The organism is Luteimonas dalianensis (assembly GCF_049339425.1).
Lineage (GTDB): Bacteria > Pseudomonadota > Gammaproteobacteria > Xanthomonadales > Xanthomonadaceae > Luteimonas > Luteimonas dalianensis.
Genome location: NZ_JBMPPO010000003.1, coordinates 365760 through 384497 on the forward strand (window position 1 = coordinate 365760; position 18738 = coordinate 384497).

The following is an 18738-nucleotide window of genomic DNA, read 5'->3' on the forward strand; positions in this document are numbered from 1 at the left end:
GATGACTCCGATGCTCACACCCGAAGACGCCCTTGTCATCGCCGGCAAGGCCTACTCATCGCGCCTGCTCACCGGCACCGGCAAATTCAAGGATCTGGACGAGACCCGCCGCGCCACCGAGGCCGCCGGCGCCGAGATCGTCACCGTGGCGATCCGCCGCACAAACATCGGCCAGGATCCCAACGAGCCCAGCCTGCTCGACGTGCTGCCGCCCGACCGCTACACCATCCTGCCCAACACCGCCGGCTGCTACACCGCCGAGGAAGCGGTGCGCACCTGCCGCCTGGGCCGCGAGCTGCTCGACGGCCACAACCTGACCAAGCTCGAAGTGCTCGGCGACAAGCGCACGCTTTACCCCGACGTGGTGCAGACCCTGAAGGCCGCCGAGATGCTGGTGGCCGACGGCTTCGACGTGATGGTCTACACCTCCGACGACCCGCTGCTGTGCAAGCGGCTGGAGGAGATCGGCTGCGTGGCGGTGATGCCGCTGGCCGCGCCGATCGGCTCCGGGCTGGGCATCCAGAACCACTGGAACCTGCGCGAGATCGTCGACAACGCCAAGGTGCCGATCCTGGTCGATGCCGGCGTGGGCACCGCGTCCGACGCCGCCATCGCGATGGAGCTGGGCTGCGACGGCGTGCTGATGAACACCGCCATCGCCGGAGCCAGGGATCCGGTGCGCATGGCCCGGGCGATGAACCTGGCCGTACGCGCCGGCCGCGACGCGTTCCTGGCCGGCCGCATCCCGCGCAAGCGCTACGCCAGCGCCTCCTCCCCCGAGGAAGGACTCGCAGGCTGATGGAACAGGCGTTCCCGCGGGTGCGGGCATGACCGGGCGCGGCAAGCCCTATACGGAAGACCCCGAGCGGCGCCGGATCCGCAGCTTCGTGCTGCGCCAGGGCCGCTTCACCGAAGCCCAGCAGCGCGCGTTCGACGAGCAGTGGCCGCGCTTCGGGCTCGACTACCGGGGCACGGCGCGCGACTTCGCCGCCGAGTTCGGCCGCAGCGCGCCGCTGGTGCTGGAGATCGGCACCGGCAACGGCGAGGCGCTGCGCTACGCGGCCGCCCGCGATCCGGATCGCGACCACATCGGCATCGAGGTGCACGCCCCGGGCGTGGGCCGGCTGCTGAACGCAGTGGCCGAAGACGACAGCAGCAACGTGCGCGTCTACCACCACGACGCGGTCGAGGTGCTGGAGCACGAGATCGCCGACGCCAGCCTGGACGAGGTGCGGATCTACTTCCCCGACCCCTGGCACAAGAAGCGCCACAACAAGCGCCGGCTGGTGCAGCCGGCGTTCGTCGCGCTGCTGGTGCGCAAGCTGGCGCCGGGCGGCCGCTTGCACCTTGCCACCGATTGGCGGGACTATGCGGAGCACATGTGGGACGTGCTCGACGCCGCGGACGGGCTGCGCAACCGTGCCGGTTCGCGCGGGCACGTACCGCGGCCCGAGTGGCGGCCGCAGACACATTTCGAAACCCGCGGCCAGCGGCTCGGCCACGGGGTCTGGGACCTGCTCTACGACCGCACCTGACAGCTGAGACCACCACCGGGTAATGGACACCGCACTCGCGCTCACCACCGACATGAAGATCGTCCTCGGTCTGGTGGCGCTGACCATGGTGCTGTTCCTGTTCCAGCGCGTGCGCGCGGATCTGGTGGCGCTGGTGATGCTGGTGCTGCTGGGCCTGACCGGGCAGGTCGCGGCGGAGGACGTGTTCAACGGCTTCTCCTCCAACGCCGTGATCAGCGTGATCGCGACCATGATCCTGGGCCTGGGCCTGGATCGCACCGGCGCGCTCAACCGCCTGGCCGGCTGGCTGTTGCGGCGCGCGCGCGGGGTCGAGGAGCGGCTGCTGCTGCTGACCTCGGCGATCGCCGGCCTGAACTCCTCGATCATGCAGAACCCGTCGGTGACCGCGCTGTACCTGCCGGTGATCTCGCGGCTGTCCTCGCGCACCGGCATCAGCCTGTCGCGGATGCTGCTGCCGGTGGGCGTGGCGGTGGTGATGGGCGGCACCCTGACCATGGTCGGCAACTCGCCGCTGATCATGCTCAACGACCTGCTGGTCTCGGCCAACGCCAACCTGCCCTCGGGCGCGGCCACGCTGACGCCGCTGAACATGTTCGCGCCGGCGCCGATCGGCCTGGCGCTGCTGGTGGCCGCGCTGGCCTACTTCCACTTCTGGGGCAACCGCCGGCTGCGCGGCGGCAAGGACGCCAACGTCGCGCCGGGCCGCACGCAGAGCTATTTCGCCCGGGTGTACGGCATCGAGGGCGACGTGTTCGAGCTGACCGTCACCGCCGAAAGCCCGCTGGTGGGCATGACCTTCGGCGAGGCCGAGGCGCTGCACAACGCGCCGCTGCTGTTGGCGCTCAAGGTCGAGGACGAGGCGCGGCTGGCGCCGGCGGCCGACGTGCGGATCTGGGTGGGCAGCGTGATCGGGGCGATGGGCACGCGCGAGAACGTGGACGACTTCGCCCAGAACAACTTCCTGCGCATGAGCACCCGCCTGCGCAACTTCGGCGACCTGTTCAACCCCAGCCGCGCGGGCATCTCCGAGGCGGTGGTGCCGCCCAACTCGGGCTTCGTGGGCAAGACCGCCAACGAGCTGCAGCTGCGCCGCCAGCACGGGCTGCGGCTGCTGGCGGTCAACCGCGACAAGGACAAGGTGATCCGCGAGAACGTGCGCGACCTGCCGCTGCGCGCGGGCGACATGCTGGTGCTGCACAGCTTCTGGAAGAACCTGGCGCAGGTCGCGGCCGAGCGCGACTTCGTGGTGGTCACCGACTTCCCCAAGGGCGAGCAGCGCCCGCACAAGTTCAAGATCGCGATGGCGATCTTCGCGGTGACCATCCTGATCGCGCTGTCGGGCCGGGTGCCCACCGCGATCGCGCTGATGACCGGCGTGGCCGGCATGCTGGTGACCGGCGTGCTGAAGATGGACGAGGCCTACGGCGCGATCAACTGGAAGACCGTGTTCCTGATGGCCTGCCTGATCCCGCTGGGCTGGGCGATGGACAGCAGCGGCGCGGCGGCGTGGGTGGCGGGTGCGTCGATCGAGCGCCTTCCGTCGGGCCTGCCGACGTGGCTGATCCAGTTCTTCGTGGCCATCCTCACCGCCGGCTTCTCGCTGGTGATCAGCCACGTGGGCGCGACCATCGTGATGGTGCCGCTGGCGATCAACCTGGCCCTGGCGGTGGGCGCGGATCCGACCGCGTTCGCGCTGATCGTGGCGCTGGCGGCGTCCAACAACTTCATGACCCAGTCCAACCCGGTGATGTCGATGATCACCGGCCCCGGCGGCTACCGCGCAAAGGAGCTGTGGGTGGTGTGCGGGCCGCTGTCGCTGCTCTACATCCTGATCGTGGTGCTGATGGTCAACCTGCTGTACTGACCAGGAAGACGTGGCCGTCGCGCACGGTCACCGGGACTTCCCGCAGCTGGTCGCCGCGGCAGGGGCCGGCCACGCACTCGCCGGCGCCAAGCTCGAAGCTGGCACCGTGCACCGCGCACACCAGCAGGCCTTCCTTCGACTTGAGGAACTGCCCCGGCGCGTAGTCCAGGCGCCGGCCCGCGTGCGGGCACACGTTGAGCCAGGCACGGGCCGAATCGCCCTGCCGGTAAACGATCAGGGACTCGGCCGCCCCATCCACTTCAGCCTCGACTTCGGCCAGGCCGCCGTCGGCAATCCGTTCCAGCGCGATCAGGGACACGTTCAGCCTCTTTAACGGGAAAATTACAAACCCGCGGCGCATGGACACGATACTGGTGCTCCGGCCGCGCGCCGCATTGTGTCACGACGCCAGATACCCTGATGACCCAGCGATTCCTGCACAACCTGCTCCTGCGCTGGCGCAGCACCGGCTTCACCGCCGTGTTCGCCCCGCGCAAGCCCCGCCATCCGCTCACCCGGCTGCTGTTCGGCCTTGCGGGCATCGCCCTGGCGGCCGTGCTGCTGGTGTTCGGGGTGGTGATCGGCGCGGCGATGCTGGCGGCGGGGCTGGCGATCCGGCTGCTGGCCGGGCGCAGGCGCACGGCGGGCACATCCGGCGACGGCACCGTGCTGGACGGCGACTACCGCGTGGTCGACAAGCCGCTGCTGCGCTGACCGCCCGTGGCGGATCTCATCCCGGCCTTTGAACCGCCGCACATCCCGGTGCGCGGCGGCGGCACCTTCCCGGTGCGCCGGATCCACTGCGTGGGCCGCAACTTCGCCGACCACGCCCGCGAGATGGGCGCGCAGGCGCCGGCCTCGCGCGAGTCGCGCGGCCGCCCGGTGTTCTTCTCCAAGCCCGCCGATGCCCTCGTCCTCGACGGCCGCGTGCCCTACCCGTCCGCGACCCGCGAGCTGCACCACGAAGTGGAGCTGGTGGTGGCGATCGGCCGCGACGCGGCGCCCGGAGTGCTGGCAGCCGGCGACGCGGCGGAGCTGGTGTTCGGCTACGGCATCGGCCTGGATCTGACCCGGCGCGACCTGCAGGCGCAGGCCAAGGCCGGCGGGCTGCCGTGGGACATCGCCAAGGGCTTCGACCACTCCGCGCCGGTGAGCGAACTGGTGCGGGCCGCCGATGCCGGCCCGCTGCAGTCGCGCACGCTGTCGCTTGAAGTCAACGGCCAGCCGCGGCAGTCCTCGCGCCTGGACATGATGATCTGGGACGTGGGCGAGATCCTGCACGAGCTTTCACAGCTCTACCGCCTGCGCGCGGGGGACCTGGTGTTCATGGGCACCCCGGCCGGGGTCGCGGCGCTGCAGCCGGGCGACCGCTGCAGCGCGCGGCTCGACGATCTGCTGGCGCTGGACTGCGCTATCCTGCCTCCACTGTCATGAGCCCGGCACGGGAAGCCGCCAGTTCGCCTCCCCGCGTCACCCGTCCCACCTGCCTGGAGACCACCGGATGAGCATCGCTTCGGAATTCAAGGAATTTGCAATGCGCGGCAGCGTCGTCGACCTCGCGGTCGGCGTGGTCATCGGCGCCGCGTTCGGCAACATCGTCACCGCCTTCGTCGACAAGGTCATCATGCCGCCGATCGGGCTGGCGATCGGCGGCGTGGACTTCGCCGACTGGGTCATCACCCTGCGCGAGGCGGCGGTCAACGCGGCCGGCGAGGAAGTGCCTGCGGTGGTGATCGGCATCGGCGAGTTCCTCAACGCCGTCATCCAGTTCCTGATCATCGCCTTCGCCATCTTCATGGTGGTCAAGGGCATCAACAACATGAACCGCAAGCAGGAAGTGGAAGAGGAAGCCGCGCCCGAGGAGCCGTCCGAGGACGTGCTGCTGCTGCGCGAGATCCGCGATTCGCTGAAGTCGCGCTGACATCGCGGGCCCGCCGGCCGGATCGGCGGACGCTGAAAGGCAACGATGCCGCGGGCTGCTAAGCTCGCGGCATCTTTTTTTGTCCGCCGGAGCTTCCATGCGCCTTGCCCCGCTGCTGCTGTGCCTCGCCGTGTCCATGCCCGCCACGGCCCAGGATCGAACCACCATCCCGGAGGCGGCGCTTGAAACCGCCGCCCAGCTGCGCGAGCAGGCGCTGGCCGACGACACCTCCTGGCGGGTCACCGAGTCGCTGACCACCGAGATCGGCCCGCGCCTGCCCGGCAGCGAGGCGGACGCGCGCGCGGTGGCCTGGGCGGAGGCGAAGTTCGCCGAGCTGGGCTACGACCGGGTCTGGACGGAGCCGGTCACCTTCCCCAAATGGGTGCGCAACAGCGAAAGCGCGCGGGTGGTCGGCGATCATGCGCAGCCGTTGGTGGTGACCGCGCTGGGCGGCAGCGCGGGCGGCGAGGTGGAGGCGGAAATCGTGCGCTTCGCCGACTACGCCGCGCTGGAGGCAGCGCCGGAGGGCTCGCTTGAAGGCCGCATCGCGTTCATCGATTTCCAGATGGAGCGCACCGCCGACGGCAGCGGCTACGGCGCGGCCGGCGGCACCCGCGGCCGCGGCCCGTCGGTGGCCAGCAGCAAGGGCGCGGCCGGTTTCCTGATGCGCTCGCTCGGCACCAGCCACGCGCGGGTGGCCAGCACCGGCATCACCCGCTTCGCCGAGGGCGTGGAGCCGATCCCGGCTGCCGCGCTGTCGCTGCCCGACGCCGACCAGCTCAACCGGCTGCTGGAGCGCGGCCCGGTCACGGTGAACCTGTCGCTGGACGTGGGCTACGACGGCGAATACACCTCACAGAACGTGATCGGCGAGATCACCGGTAGCGGCGGCAGCGACGAGTTCGTGGTGATCGCCTCGCACCTGGACTCCTGGGATCTGGGCACCGGCGCGATCGACGACGCCTCGGGCGTGGGCATCACCATGGCCGCCGGCCACCTGATCGGGAAGATGGAGCAGCGGCCGGCGCGCAGCATCCGGGTGATCGCCTTCGCCAACGAGGAGCAGGGGCTCATCGGCGCGCGCCAGTACGCCCAGCGCCACGCCGGCGACATCGGCCTGCACCTGCTGGCGGTGGAAAGCGATTTTGGCGCCGGCCGCATCTACGGCTTCAACACCGGCGCGCCCGAGCACGCCCGCCACGCCACCGGCCAGATCGCCGAAGCGCTGGCGCCGCTGGGCATCGAATACATGGAAGGCGAAGGCGGTCCCGGCCCGGACATCATCCCGATGGCCCAGGCCGGCGTGACCTGGGCCTGGCTGGGTCAGGACGGCAGCGGCTATTTCGACCTGCACCACAACGCCAGCGACACCCTGGACAAGGTCGACCCCGAAGACCTGGCCCAGAACACCGCCGCGTACGTGGTGCTCGCCTGGCTGGCCGCCCAGGCCGAAGGCGACTTCGGCAGCGCGCCCACGCCCTGACCCACGAGCAGGAGCGCGCATGGCGCTCCTACGGGCCGGGGCGGAGCCAGGCGGCGAGGAGGACGGCGGTGGCGGCGGCGACGTTGAGGCTCTCGACCGCGCCGGTGCCGGGGATGGACAGGCGCAGGTCGCAGGCGCCGGCCAGGCCACGATCCATGCCTTCGCCTTCCGCGCCGATCACGTAGACCACGCGCCGGGGCGGCGCGACGGCGAACAGGTCGTCCCCGCCCTCGACCACCGTTGCCGCGAGCGCGAAGCCTGCGCTGCGCAGCAGCGCCATGGCCTCGTCCGCCGGGCCGGTTCGCACCAGCGGCACCGCTTCCGCGCCGCCCTCGGCGACGCGCGCGGCAGCGCCCGACAGGGCCAGGCCGGAATCCTCCGCCAGCAGCACGCCGGCCACGCCGAAGTGCGCGGCCGAGCGCAGGATCGCGCCCAGGTTGTGCGGGTTGCCCACGCCATCCAGCCACAGCAGGCACTGCGGGCCGCCGTCCAGGCCCGGCAGCCACGTATCCAGCGCCGGCTCCGGCGCGCGCAGCACGTCGGCAACGACGCCTTCGTGGTGACCGCTGCCGGCCAGCCGCGCCAGCTCGCCCTCGTCCTCGACCACCCGGTAGCCCACGCGGTTGGCCACGCACCACTTGAGCAGCGGCTGCAGCTGCGCGATCCGCGGTCCGGCCAGGTACAGCTTGCGGATCGCCTGCGGCCTGCGCGCGAATACCGCCTGCACGGCGTTCATGCCGTACAGGCGCATCTCGTCGCGGCGGTCGGGCCGCCGGTCTGCAACCGGCCGGTCGGCGGGCGGCTCCGGACGGGGCGGACCGCCCCGCAGCCGCGGGCGCTGTTCACCGGCCGCCGGGCGGCGGCCGCGGCGGCGCCACGGGCCGCCGTCCCCGCCGCCGGTGCCGCTCATTCCCGCTCCGCCCGGCCGGCCCAGAAGTCGGCGTTGCGGATTTCCAGCTTGAGCGGATCGAAGGTGGGATCCAGCCCCTGCTTCTTCTGCGCCTCGTAGTCGCGCAACGCCAGCAGCGCCGGCTTCTGCAGGATCAGGATCGCGATCAGGTTCAGCCACGCCATCAGGCCCACACCGATGTCGCCCAGCGTCCAGGCCATGCCCGCGGTACGCACGCAGCCGAAGGTGACCGCGCCCAGGATCAGGATCCGCAGCGCGAAGATCATCCACGGCCGGTGGATCCTGCGGTTGATGTAGGCGATGTTGGTTTCGGCCATGTAGTAGTAGGCGATGATCGTGGTGAAGGCGAAGAAGAACAGCGCCATCGCCACGAAGCCCGCCCCGTAGCCGGGCATCACCGCCTCCACCGCGTGCTGGGCGAAGCCCGGCCCGGCCTCGATCCCCGGCAGCGCCTCGGTAAGCACCTCGCCGTTGCTGCTGACGTTGTACATGCCCGTCGACAGGATCATGAAGGCGGTGGCCGAGCACACCAGCAGGGTGTCCACGTACACCGAGAACGCCTGCACGTAGCCCTGCTTGGCCGGATGCGAGACCTCGGCCGCGGCGGCGTGGTGCGGCCCGGTGCCCTGGCCGGCCTCGTTGGAGTAGATACCGCGCTTGACGCCCCACTCCACCGCCAGGCCGAGCATCGCGCCGAAGCCGGCGTGCATGCCGAACGCGCTCTCGATGATCAGCATGAACATGGCCGGGATCTGGGTCATGTTGAGGAACATGATCACCAGCGCCATCAGGATGTAGGCCAGCGCCATGAACGGCACCACCAGCTCGGCGAAGCGGGCGATGCGGGTGACGCCGCCGAAGATGATGAAACCCAGGCCGATCACCACCACCGCAGCGGTGGCGGTCGGCGGCACGTCCCAGGCGTTGAACGCCGCCGAGGCGATGCCGTTGGCCTGCACGCCCGGCATCAGGAAGCCGGCGGCAACGATGGTCACCACGGCGAAGATCCACGCGTACCACTTCTGGCCCATGGCCTTTTCGATGTAGTACGCCGGGCCGCCGCGGTAGCGCCCCTGCTCATCGGTTTCCTTGTAGATCTGGGCCAGGGTGGATTCAACGAATGCGGTGGAGGCCCCCATCAACGCCATCACCCACATCCAGAACACCGCGCCCGGGCCGCCGAAGGCGATCGCGGTGGCGACGCCGGCGATGTTGCCGATGCCGACCCGGCCCGACAGCGACATCGCCAGGGCCTGGAACGAGGACACGCCGGCATCGGACTTGGTGCCGGCCAGCAGCAGCCGCACCATCTCGGGCACCTGGCGGAACTGCAGGAACCGGGTGCGGATGGAAAACCACAGGCCTGCGCCCAGGCACAGGATGATCAGCGGCATGCTCCACACATAGCCGTTTATCGCGTTGACGAACTGTTCCACATGCTCCTCCCCGGACGATGGAAAACCCGCCCGCAGGGCTGCGGACCGGTCGATTCTTACCGATCAGCCACTTCGGCGAAACCGGCGCGGGCGGCGGCCGCCATCAGCCATGCCCGCTGACGGCCGGCGTGCTGGCCTCCAGCTCCTCCAGCTTGCGCGCCAGCGTTTCCGGCGAACGCGTGTACGGGGCCACCAGCGCGTACAGCGCCGGCACCACGAACAGGGTCAGCACGGTGGCGAAGGCCACGCCGGAAATGATCACCACGCCGATCGTGGCGCGGCTGGCCGAACCCGGCCCGCCGGCCACCACCAGCGGGATCATGCCCATGATGGTGGCCACGGCGGTCATCAGGATCGGGCGCAGGCGCACCGCCGACGACTCGGCGACTGCCTCGGCCACGCTGCGGCCCTCGTCGCGCAGCTGGTTGGCGAACTCCACGATCAGGATCCCGTTCTTTGCCGCCAGCCCGACCAGCATCACGATCCCGATCTGGCTGAACAGGTTGAGCGTGCCGCCGGTGATCCACAGCCCCAGCAGTGCACCCAGCACCGCCAGCGGCACGGTGAGCATGATCACCAGCGGGTGCAGGTAGCTCTCGAACTGCGCCGCCAGCACCAGGTACACGATCACCAGGGCCAGGGCGAAGGTCAGCATGATCGCCCCGCCCGCCTCCTGGAACTCGCGGGTCTCGCCCTTCCAGTCGATCTGGGCGTGGTCGGGCAGCTCCTCGGCGGCGACCCGGTATGTCCACTCGATCGCATCACCCATCGGGTAGCCCGGCGCCAGGCCCGCGCTGATGGTGATCGCGCGCAGGCGGTTGAAGCGGTTGAAGCTGCCCGGCTCGGCGATCTCGCTGAGGGTGACCAGGTTGGACAGCGGCACCATCCGGTTGTCGCGCCCGCGCACCCAGGTGTTGGACAGGTCGCCCGGCTCCATGCGGTCGTCGCGCGACGCCTGCAGCATGACGTCGTACTCCTCGCCGTCCTCGATGTAGGTGGTGACCTGGCGCGAGCCCATCATGGTCTCCAGGGTGCGGCCGATCTCCTGCACCGACACCCCGAGGTCGGCTGCGCGCGCGCGATCGATCTCCACCCGCATCTGCGGCCGGGTCTCCTTGTAGTCCGAGTCCGGATCCTGGATGCCGGGGTTCTCCGCCATCCGCACCAGCATGCGGTCGCGCCACTCGGCCAGATCCTCGTAGTTGGGCCCGCCCAGCACCAGCTGGTAGCGCTGCCCGCGCGCGCTGATCAGGCCGCCCGGCACGTTCGCCCGCACCTGCACGCCCGGCAGCGCCGAAAAGCCGTCGCGCAGCTCCTCGACCACATCGGCGGTGCTCTCCTCGCGCTCGCGCCAGTCCTTGAGGTAGACGATCACGTGTCCGGAATGCATTTCCTCGCTGCCGCCCCAGCCACGCGGCACCCGTGAACTGGCCCGGTCGATCGGCCCGTCGCCGCCCACGTAGTCGGCGAAGATCCGCTCGACCTCCTGCATCTGGGCCACGGTGTAGTCGAAGCCGGCGCCCTCCGGGCCATCGACGGCAACGAAGAAGCGGCCGCGATCCTCGGCCGGCGAAAGCTCGCCCGGAATCCGCAGGAACAGCAGCGCCGCAGCGGCCAGGCAGGCGCCCATCGCCAGCACCACCAGCAGCAACAGCCGCGATCGCGACAGCCCGACCAGCCAGCCCACCTGGCGGCCATAGCCGGCGCTGATCCGCCCCAGCGAACGGTTGACCCAGGCGCTGAAGCCCCCCTCCTTGCCGTGCGGGCGCACCAGCTTGGAGCACATCATCGGGGTCAGGGTGAGGGCCACGAACGCCGACAGCGCCACCGCCGCGGCCAGCGCCACCGACAGCTCGCGGAACAGGCGGCCGCTGTTGCCCTCCATGAAGCCGACCGGCAGGAACACCGCCACCAGCACCGCGGTGGTCGCCACCACCGCGAACGCCACCTGGGCGGTACCGCGCTTGGCCGCCACCAGCGGCGGTTCGCCGGCATCGGCGCGGCGCTGCACGTTCTCCAGCACGATGATCGCGTCATCCACCACCAGGCCGATGCACAGCACCAGCGCCAGCAGGGTCAGCAGGTTGATCGAAAACCCGAACGCGAACAGGGCGATGAACGCGGCGATCAGGCACACCGGCACCGTGACCGCCGGGATCAGCGCCGCGCGCAGCTTGCCCAGGAACAGCCAGATCACCAGGAACACCAGCACCAGCGCCTCGCCCAGCGTCCAGTACACCCGCTCGATCGCCGCCTCGATGAACTGGGTGTTGTCCGACGAGACGAAGATCTCGGTGCCCTCGGGCAGCGTCTCCTGGATCCGCTCGCCCTCCTCGCGCGCCGCGCGGGCCACCTCCAGCGCGTTGGCGGTGGAGGTGCGCACGATGCCCAGGCCGACGTTCGGAACCGAGTTGCTGCGCGCGTAGGAGCGCCGCTCGCGCGGGCCGGTCTCCACCCGGGCCACGTCGCCCAGGCGCACCACGTAGCCGTCCGATCCGCGCCGCAGCGGCAGGCTGGCGAACTGCTCCGCAGTGCGGTAGCCGCGTTCCACCCGCAGGGTGAAATCGCGGGACTCCGACTCGATCCGGCCGGCCGGCAGCTCCACGTTCTCGCTGCGCAGGGAGTTTTCCACGTCGGCGGCGGTGATGCCTCGCGCGGCCATCGCGTCACGGTCGAGCCAGATCCGCATCGAGTAGCGCTGGCTGCCGCTCAGCTGCACCCGGGCCACGCCGTCCAGCGCCGACAGCCGGTCGACCACGTAGCGGTCGGCGTAGTCGCTCAGCGCCAGGGTGTCCATGGTGCTGGAACTCATGTTCAACCAGATGATCGCATCGGCGTCCGACTCGACCTTGGAGATCTCCGGCGGATCGGCCTCGATCGGCAGCCGGTCGGCGACCCGACTGATCGCGTCGCGCACGTCGTTGGCCGCGGCCTCGATGTCGCGGGTGATGTTGAACTCCAGGGTCACGTCGGAGCGGCCGTTGCGGCTGCGCGACTGGATCATGCGGATGCCTTCGATGCCCGCCAGCGCATCTTCCAGCACCTGGGTGATCCGGGTTTCCACCACCGCCGCGGAAGCGCCCGGATAGGTCACGTCCACCGAGACGATCGGCGGGTCGATGTTGGGCATCTCGCGCAGGGTCAGGCGCGAGTACGACATCACCCCCAGCACCACCAGCAGCAGGCTCATCACCACTGCAAAAACGGGCCGCTTGATGGAGAGGTCGGAAATGCGCATCGGAACCTGGGCTGGCTGTGGAGACTGGGTGGAACGGCTGGGCCGGGAAAACGCCTACTGGACGATGACCCCGGCTTCCAGGGCATCGCTGCTGGCCGGGACGTCGCCGCTGGCGGGCTCTTCCGACCAGTCCTCGACACCGACGTCGGTGATCTCAAGGCCCGGCCGCAGCTTGCCGGTGCCGTCGACCACGATGCGGTCGCCCGCGGCCAGGCCGTCGGTCACCTCGGCCAGGCCCGCCACGCGCGCGCCGATCTGGATCGTCACCTGTTCAACGGTGTCGTCATCACGTACCCGCCAGACGAAGGTGTCGCGGCCGACCTGCACCACGGCGATCTCGGGCACCACCAGCGCCTCGCGCGCGGGCCGCTCCAGGCGGATGCGCACCAGCATGCCCGGGCGCAGGGCGCGGTCGGCGTTGGCGAACGTTCCGCGCACCATCACCGCGCGGGTGTTGGAGTCCACCCGCGAATCCACCATCGACACCACGCCGCCGAAGTCACGCCCGGGCCAGGCCGAGCTGCGGCCGGTCAGGTGCTGTCCTTCGGCCAGGTTGGCCAGCTGCACCTCGGGCACGGGGAAGTCGACATAGACCTCGGCCACGTCGTCCAGCGAGGCGATCTCGGTGCCCGGCTGCACCAGCGCGCCGGGGCTGACCCGGCGGATGCCCAGCACGCCGGCGAACGGCGCGCGGATGGAGCGGTCGCCCAGGTTGGCGCGGATCTCGGCCACCCGGGCGCGGGCGGCGTCGCGGGTGGCGCGCTGGGTGTCCAGCTGCGAGGTGGCGATGAGCTGCTGTTCGGCGAGCTGTGTCTGGCGCAGGTACATCCGCTCGGCCTCCTCGGCCGTGGCCTGGGCGGCGTTGAGCGCGGCCTGCTGCTGCTGGCCGCTGAGCGAGACCAGCACCGCCCCGGCCTCGACCACGTCGCCGCTGTCAAAGTGCACCCTGTCCACCGTTTCACTGACCTTGGCGGTGACCACCACCGATTCGCGCGCGGCCACCGTGCCCAGCGCGTCGATGGTGTCGTTCCAGGGCTGCTGTTCGGCCTGGGCGGTGGTGACGGTGGCGGCCCCGGCCGGCCCGCCGCCGCCGGGGCCGACGCTGTCGCCGCACGCGGCCAGCAGCAGGCCGGCGAACGCCAGGGCGGCAAGGGTGGGAAGGCGGGGAATTGGGAGGTTTCGCATTCGGGGGAGCGCGCGGACGATCATCCGGTCGATTCTAGGGGCTACGGATGTCATCGCCCTGTGTCGTCAGGCATGCAGACAGGCGGGGTGAACGTGTCAACCGACTGCCGGCCTGCGCGTTACACTCGGGCCGCCACCTGCCGTGGCTGGCATGGCCCGGTGGCCCCCCACACAACCGGAGCCCAACAATGATCCACGAATCGATCCTGGACACGATCGGCCGCACGCCCATCGTGCGCCTGCAGCGCATGGCGCCCGGCCACGCCAGCGTGTACGCAAAGGTGGAAAGCTTCAATCCCGGCGGCTCGGTCAAGGACCGGCTGGCGCTTGCCATCATCCTGGACGCCGAGAAAAAGGGCCTGATCAAGCCCGGCGACACCGTCGTCGAGGCGACGTCCGGCAACACCGGCGTGGCCCTGGCCATGGTCTGCGCCGCGCGCGGCTACAAATTCGTGGCCACCATGGTGGAAACCTTCTCCGTGGAGCGGCGCAAGCTGATGCGCGCCTACGGCGCCCGGGTGATCCTGACCCCGGCCGCCGAGCGCGGCACCGGCATGGTGCGCAAGGCGCGCGAGCTGGCCGAAGAGCACGGCTGGTTCCTGGCCAGCCAGTTCACCAACCCGGCCAATCCGGCCTGGCACCGCCAGACCACGGCGGCGGAGATCATCTCGGATTTCGCCGGCCGCCGGCTCGACCACTTCGTCACCGGCTGGGGCACCGGCGGCACCCTGACCGGGGTCGGCGAGGTGCTGAAGGTCGCGCGCCCGGAGGTGCAGGTGGTCGCCGCCGAGCCGGCCGCGGCGGCAATGCTGCAGGGGCAGGAGTTCAGCTCGCACAAGATCCAGGGCTGGACGCCCGACTTCGTGCCCGAGGTGCTCAACCGCGAAGTCGCCGACCGCATCGTGTCGGTGGACGACGCGGAGGCCATCGCCACCGCGCGCCGGCTGGCGGCCGAAGAAGGCATCTTCACCGGCATTTCCGCCGGCGCCACCGTGGCGGCGGCGCTGCAGGTGGCCGCCGGCGCCGAAGAAGGCGCGGTGGTGCTGGCGATGCTGCCCGACACCGGCGAGCGCTACTTCTCCACCCCGCTGTTCCAGGACATCAACGAGGGCTCCGACGACGAGTGGCTGGCGGGGCTGTAACGGAGGCCTGCACGGCCGCCCCCCGATAGGAGCGTAGGCGCCTCAGGCCTGGCCGTCCCACTCACCCAGCGCGGCCATGCTGTTGGCGCGGGCGCGGCCCAGGACGATCTCCTGGGCCATGCCCACGTTCGCCTTCGGATCCTTCGCCCAGGCCTTGAGCGCCGCCTGCTGCATCGCCCGGCCGTAGGAGAACGACAGCGGCCACGGGTGCGGGCGCAGGCGATTCATCGCGTCCAGGTGCGCGGTGGCGTCCTCGTCGGACTGGCCGCCGGACAGGAACACGATGCCCGGCACGATCGCCGGCACCGCCGACTTCAGGCAGATCAGGGTGGCCTCGGCGACCTCGTCGACCTCGGCCTGCTCGGCGCAGCCGCTCCCCGGCAGCACCATCGACGGCTTCAGCAGCACGCCTTCGAACATCACCTGCTGGTTGTACAGCGCGTCGAACACCCCGCGCAGGGTGACCTCGGTGACCTCGTAGCAGGCCTCGATGTCGTGGTCGCCGTCCATCAGCACCTCGGGCTCGACGATCGGCACCAGGCCCTGCTCCTGGCACAGCGCGGCGTAGCGGGCCAGGGCGTGGGCGTTGGCCTCGATGCAGGTGCCCGACGGCGTGTCCTCGCCGATGTGGATCACCGCCCGCCACTTGGCGAAGCGGGCGCCGAGTTTGTAGTACTCCTGCAGGCGCGCGCGCAGGCCGTCCAGGCCCTCGGTCACCACCTCGCCGGGGAAGCCCGCCAGCGGATGGGTGCCGGCGTCGACCTTGATGCCGGGGATGATCCCGGCCTCGGCCATGACCTTCGCGAACGGCACCCCGGCCACGGTCGACTGGCGGATGGTCTCGTCCTGCAGGATCGCACCGCTGATGTACTCGCCCATGCCGGGCGTGGTGAGCAGCAGCTCGCGCCAGGCGCGGCGGTTGTCCTCGCTGTTGGCGACCCCCACCGCGGCGAAGCGCTTGCCGATGGTGGCGGGGGATTCGTCGATGGCGATGATGCCCTTGCCGGCGGCCACCAGGGCCTGCGCCGTCTGTGCCAGATCTTCGATGCTCATGGGGGGTTCCTGGTTTCGCCGCGCGAGGGCTGGCCAGTATAGTCCCGCGCCGCGCTGCGGAACCGGCGCCCCGCGCCGGGGCGCGTCCAGGCAGCGGCTACAGTTCGCCCAGGCCCTCGGCGCGGCCTTCCTCGCCGACCCTCAGCAGGCGCAGGGTGTTGGTGGCGCCGTGGGTTTCCATGTGCTCGCCGCTGGTGAACACGATCCGCTCGCCGGGCGAAAGCAGGCCGGCCTCGACCAGCCGGGCAACGCTGCCGCGCGCCGCCTGGCGCGGGGTCTGGCCGCGGGTGTCGTATTCGATCGGGAACACGTCGCGCATCAGCGACATGCGCCGCCGTGCGCCGGCGTGGCGCGAGAACGCGTAGACCGGCGCGCCGGCGCGGAAGCGGGACAGGTAGCGGGCGGTGCCGCCGGATTCGGTCATGGCCACGATCGCGCGCACGCCGATGTGCTCGCTCAGGAACATCGCGGCCATGGCGATGGCCTGGTCGGCGCGCTCCAGGTTGCGGCCGGCGGGGCCGAAATCGACATCGTGGGTGAACTGGCGCTCGGCGCCCACGCAGATGCGCGCCATCGCCTCCACCGCGCGCACCGGATACTGCCCGGCGGCGCTTTCGGCCGACAGCATGACCGCGTCGGTGCCGTCGATGACCGAGTTGGCCACGTCCAGCACCTCGGCGCGGGTCGGGATGGGGCTTTCCACCATCGACTGCAGCATCTGGGTGGCGGTGATCACCACCCGGTTGCGGGCCAGCGACTCGCGGATGATCTTCTTCTGCAGCCCGGGCAGCTCGGCGTCGCCGATCTCCACGCCCAGATCGCCGCGCGCGACCATCACCACGTCGCTGGCGTCGATGATCCCGGCCAGGTTCTCGATCGCCTCGGCGCGCTCGATCTTGGACACCAGCGCCGCGTCGGAGCCGGCCGCACGCGCCAGCGCCCGCGCCTGCTCCATGTCGTCGGCGCTGCGGCAGAAAGACACCGCGATGAAATCCACGCCCAGCTCGGCGGCAAAGCCGATCCACGCGCGATCCTCGTCGGTCAGCGCGCCCAGCGACAGGCCACCGCCCAGCCGGTTCAGGCCCTTGCGGTCGGACAGCGGGCAGTCGTTGACCACGCTGGTGATGATGCGCGCGCCGTCGATGGCCTCCACCTTCAGCTGCACGATGCCGTCGTCCAGCAGCAGCACGTCGCCGGCCGCGAGGTCGCGCGGCAGGCCGGCGTAGCTCACCCCCACCTGGCTGTCGTCGCCCAGCTCGACCGAGCCGTCGGCCACCAGGTCGAAGCGCTGCCCGGCCCGCAGCTCCACCCGGCCATCGCGGAAGCGGTCGATGCGGATCTTGGGGCCCGGCAGGTCGGCCAGGATGCCGACTTCCTTGCCCAGCCGCGCCGATGCCTCGCGCACCGCCGCGGCGCGGGCGCGGTGTTCATCGCGGTCGCCGTGGGAGAAGTTGAGCCGCACCGCGTCCACGCCGGCCTCGAGCAGGGCGTCGAGCACGCCGGGGCCGTCGCTGGCCGGGCCGAGCGTGGCGAGGATGCGGGTACGGCGCTGGTGTGCGGTCAATTCGGTCTCCCGGTATTGGCCGGGAAACCTAGCACAAAGCGTTGACCGCGGATCGCGGGGTCAGGCGGCCTTGCGCTCGGCGGCGCGCTGCTTGAGCGCCGCCACCGCCGGCATCTGCTTGCCTTCCAGGAAGGCCAGGAACGCGCCGCCGCCGGTGGAGATGTAGCCGATGTCCCCGGCGATGCCGTACTTGTCGACCGCGGCCAGGGTGTCGCCGCCGCCTGCGATCGAGAACGCGTGCGACCTGGCGATCGCCCGGCCCACGGCCTCGGTCCCCCGGCCGAAGGCATCGAACTCGAACACCCCGACCGGCCCGTTCCAGACCACCGTGCCGGCCTGCCCGACCAGCTCGGCATAGCGCTTGGCGGTCTTCGGCCCGATGTCGAGGATCATCTCGTCGTCCGCGACCTCATCGACCGGCTTGACCACCGCCTCGGCGTCGGCCGAGAACGCCTTGGCCACCACCACGTCCACCGGAATCGGGATGTCGGCGTACTGCTCGCGGGCCTGGTCCATGATCCGGTGCGCCGTGTCGATCAGGTCGGGCTCGTGCAGCGACTTGCCGATCGGGTGGCCGGCGGCCGCGATGAAGGTGTTGGCGATGCCGCCGCCGATGATCAGCTGGTCGACCTTGCCGCACAGGTTGGTCAGCAGCTGCAGCTTGGAGGAGACCTTGCTGCCGGCCACGATCGCCAGCAGCGGACGCTCGGGATCGTCCAGCGCCTTGGCCAGCGCGTCCAGTTCGGACATCAGCAGCGGGCCGCCCACGGCCTGCTTCGCCTGCAGGACCACGCCGTGGGTGGAGGCCTGGGCGCGGTGCGCGCTGCCGAAGGCGTCCATCACGAACACGTCGCACAGCGCGGCGTACTTCTTCGCCAGCGCCGGGTCGTCGGCCTTCTCGCCCACGTTCATGCGGCAGTTTTCCAGCAGCACGATCTGCCCCGGCTTCACGTCCACGCCGTCGACCCAGTCGCGTACCAGCGGCACGTCGGTTTCCAGCAGCTCCGCCAGCCGCGCGGCCACCGGCGCCAGCGAGAACTCCTCGCTCCACTCGCCTTCCACCGGCCGGCCCAGGTGCGCGGCCACCATCACCGCCGCGCCCTGCTCCAGCGCGCGTCTGAGGGTGGGCAGCGAGGCGACGATGCGCTGGTCGGAGGTGATGCGTCCGTTGTCGAGCGGCACGTTCAGGTCCTGCCGGATCAGCACGCGCTTGCCGGACAGGTCGAGGTCGGTCATTCGCACAATTGCCATTGGTTCTGCTCGCGATCAGTGAGTTTCGGCGCAGCGCGGGCCGGAATTACCGGGGTTTCACGCGCGTGACTCCCGCCACAAGCCGCGCATTGTCCGCCTGTTGCGCTGCAGTAGCAAACCGGCCGCCGGGGCCAACGGCGGTACGGCGCGGGGACG

At 70.7% G+C, this 18738-nt stretch carries 16 protein-coding genes; 8 read left to right on the top strand and 8 right to left on the bottom strand.

Features of this window, described 5'->3' with window-relative positions; all coding sequences use genetic code 11:
* Positions 1 to 10 precede the first annotated feature (10 nt).
* Genes ACOZ90_RS06260 through ACOZ90_RS06270 form a run of 3 tightly spaced genes read left to right on the top strand, consistent with a single transcriptional unit; the run spans position 11 to position 3399 of the window.
* Entirely contained in the window at positions 11 to 799 is a 789-nt protein-coding gene (locus ACOZ90_RS06260; protein WP_422892867.1) for a thiazole synthase, read from the top strand.
* Positions 800 to 827: 28 nt separating this feature from the next.
* Positions 828 to 1535 (top strand): tRNA (guanosine(46)-N7)-methyltransferase TrmB, encoded by a 708-nt coding sequence (trmB, locus tag ACOZ90_RS06265; RefSeq protein WP_422892782.1) that lies wholly within the window; start codon positions 828 to 830, stop codon positions 1533 to 1535.
* A 22-nt stretch (positions 1536 to 1557) separates the two neighbouring features.
* Entirely contained in the window at positions 1558 to 3399 is a 1842-nt protein-coding gene (locus ACOZ90_RS06270) for an SLC13 family permease (RefSeq protein ID WP_422892783.1), read from the top strand.
* Here ACOZ90_RS06270 and ACOZ90_RS06275 read toward each other — a convergent pair.
* On the bottom strand, positions 3383 to 3760 hold the full coding sequence (locus tag ACOZ90_RS06275; protein WP_422892784.1) for a Rieske (2Fe-2S) protein: 378 nt from the start codon (positions 3758 to 3760) through the stop codon (positions 3383 to 3385). The two genes, ACOZ90_RS06270 and ACOZ90_RS06275, sit on opposite strands and share 17 nt — an antisense overlap.
* A 59-nt stretch (positions 3761 to 3819) precedes the next feature.
* On the opposite strand from ACOZ90_RS06275, the gene ACOZ90_RS06280 reads away from it, so the two are divergent.
* From ACOZ90_RS06280 to ACOZ90_RS06295, 4 genes are all read left to right on the top strand, one after another.
* Positions 3820 to 4113 (top strand): hypothetical protein, encoded by a 294-nt coding sequence (locus tag ACOZ90_RS06280; protein WP_422892785.1) that lies wholly within the window; start codon positions 3820 to 3822, stop codon positions 4111 to 4113.
* Positions 4114 to 4119: 6 nt separating this feature from the next.
* The gene (locus ACOZ90_RS06285; protein WP_422892786.1) at positions 4120 to 4833 is read left to right on the top strand and encodes a fumarylacetoacetate hydrolase family protein; all 714 of its coding nucleotides are present in this window, start codon (positions 4120 to 4122) and stop codon (positions 4831 to 4833) included.
* Between the two features lie 67 nt (positions 4834 to 4900).
* Positions 4901 to 5320, top strand: coding sequence for a large-conductance mechanosensitive channel protein MscL (mscL, locus tag ACOZ90_RS06290; protein WP_422892787.1), 420 nt, complete (start codon positions 4901 to 4903; stop codon positions 5318 to 5320).
* A 97-nt stretch (positions 5321 to 5417) separates the two neighbouring features.
* Entirely contained in the window at positions 5418 to 6803 is a 1386-nt protein-coding gene (locus ACOZ90_RS06295) for a M28 family peptidase (protein WP_422892788.1), read from the top strand.
* A gap of 28 nt (positions 6804 to 6831) precedes the next feature.
* Here the strand turns inward: ACOZ90_RS06295 and ACOZ90_RS06300 are convergent, their stop codons facing one another.
* The 4 genes from ACOZ90_RS06300 to ACOZ90_RS06315 form a co-directional block, all read right to left on the bottom strand.
* Complete coding sequence (locus tag ACOZ90_RS06300; protein WP_422892789.1) at positions 6832 to 7713, bottom strand: TrmH family RNA methyltransferase; 882 nt, start codon at positions 7711 to 7713, stop codon at positions 6832 to 6834.
* The gene (locus ACOZ90_RS06305; protein ID WP_422892790.1) at positions 7710 to 9149 is read right to left on the bottom strand and encodes an alanine/glycine:cation symporter family protein; all 1440 of its coding nucleotides are present in this window, start codon (positions 9147 to 9149) and stop codon (positions 7710 to 7712) included. Before ACOZ90_RS06305 ends, ACOZ90_RS06300 begins: the two co-directional genes overlap by 4 nt.
* Positions 9150 to 9252: 103 nt before the next feature.
* Entirely contained in the window at positions 9253 to 12387 is a 3135-nt protein-coding gene (locus tag ACOZ90_RS06310; protein WP_422892791.1) for an efflux RND transporter permease subunit, read from the bottom strand.
* A 54-nt stretch (positions 12388 to 12441) separates the two neighbouring features.
* Positions 12442 to 13572 (bottom strand): efflux RND transporter periplasmic adaptor subunit, encoded by a 1131-nt coding sequence (locus ACOZ90_RS06315; RefSeq protein WP_422892792.1) that lies wholly within the window; start codon positions 13570 to 13572, stop codon positions 12442 to 12444.
* A gap of 188 nt (positions 13573 to 13760) precedes the next feature.
* Between ACOZ90_RS06315 and cysK the strand changes: the two genes are divergently transcribed.
* Positions 13761 to 14714 carry a cysteine synthase A gene (gene cysK / locus ACOZ90_RS06320; protein WP_422892793.1) on the top strand — a complete coding sequence of 318 codons (954 nt, stop codon included), beginning with the start codon at positions 13761 to 13763 and terminating at the stop codon, positions 14712 to 14714.
* Between the two features lie 42 nt (positions 14715 to 14756).
* Here the strand turns inward: cysK and ACOZ90_RS06325 are convergent, their stop codons facing one another.
* The 3 genes from ACOZ90_RS06325 to ACOZ90_RS06335 all read right to left on the bottom strand — a co-directional run bounded on the left by ACOZ90_RS06325 (position 14757) and on the right by ACOZ90_RS06335 (position 18582).
* Entirely contained in the window at positions 14757 to 15767 is a 1011-nt protein-coding gene (locus tag ACOZ90_RS06325; protein ID WP_422892794.1) for a class I fructose-bisphosphate aldolase, read from the bottom strand.
* A gap of 97 nt (positions 15768 to 15864) precedes the next feature.
* Complete coding sequence (gene pyk, locus ACOZ90_RS06330; RefSeq protein ID WP_422892795.1) at positions 15865 to 17331, bottom strand: pyruvate kinase; 1467 nt, start codon at positions 17329 to 17331, stop codon at positions 15865 to 15867.
* Between the two features lie 60 nt (positions 17332 to 17391).
* Positions 17392 to 18582: a phosphoglycerate kinase gene (locus ACOZ90_RS06335; protein ID WP_422892796.1), complete on the bottom strand. Its 1191-nt coding sequence runs from the start codon at positions 18580 to 18582 to the stop codon at positions 17392 to 17394.
* Positions 18583 to 18738: the final 156 nt, after the last annotated feature.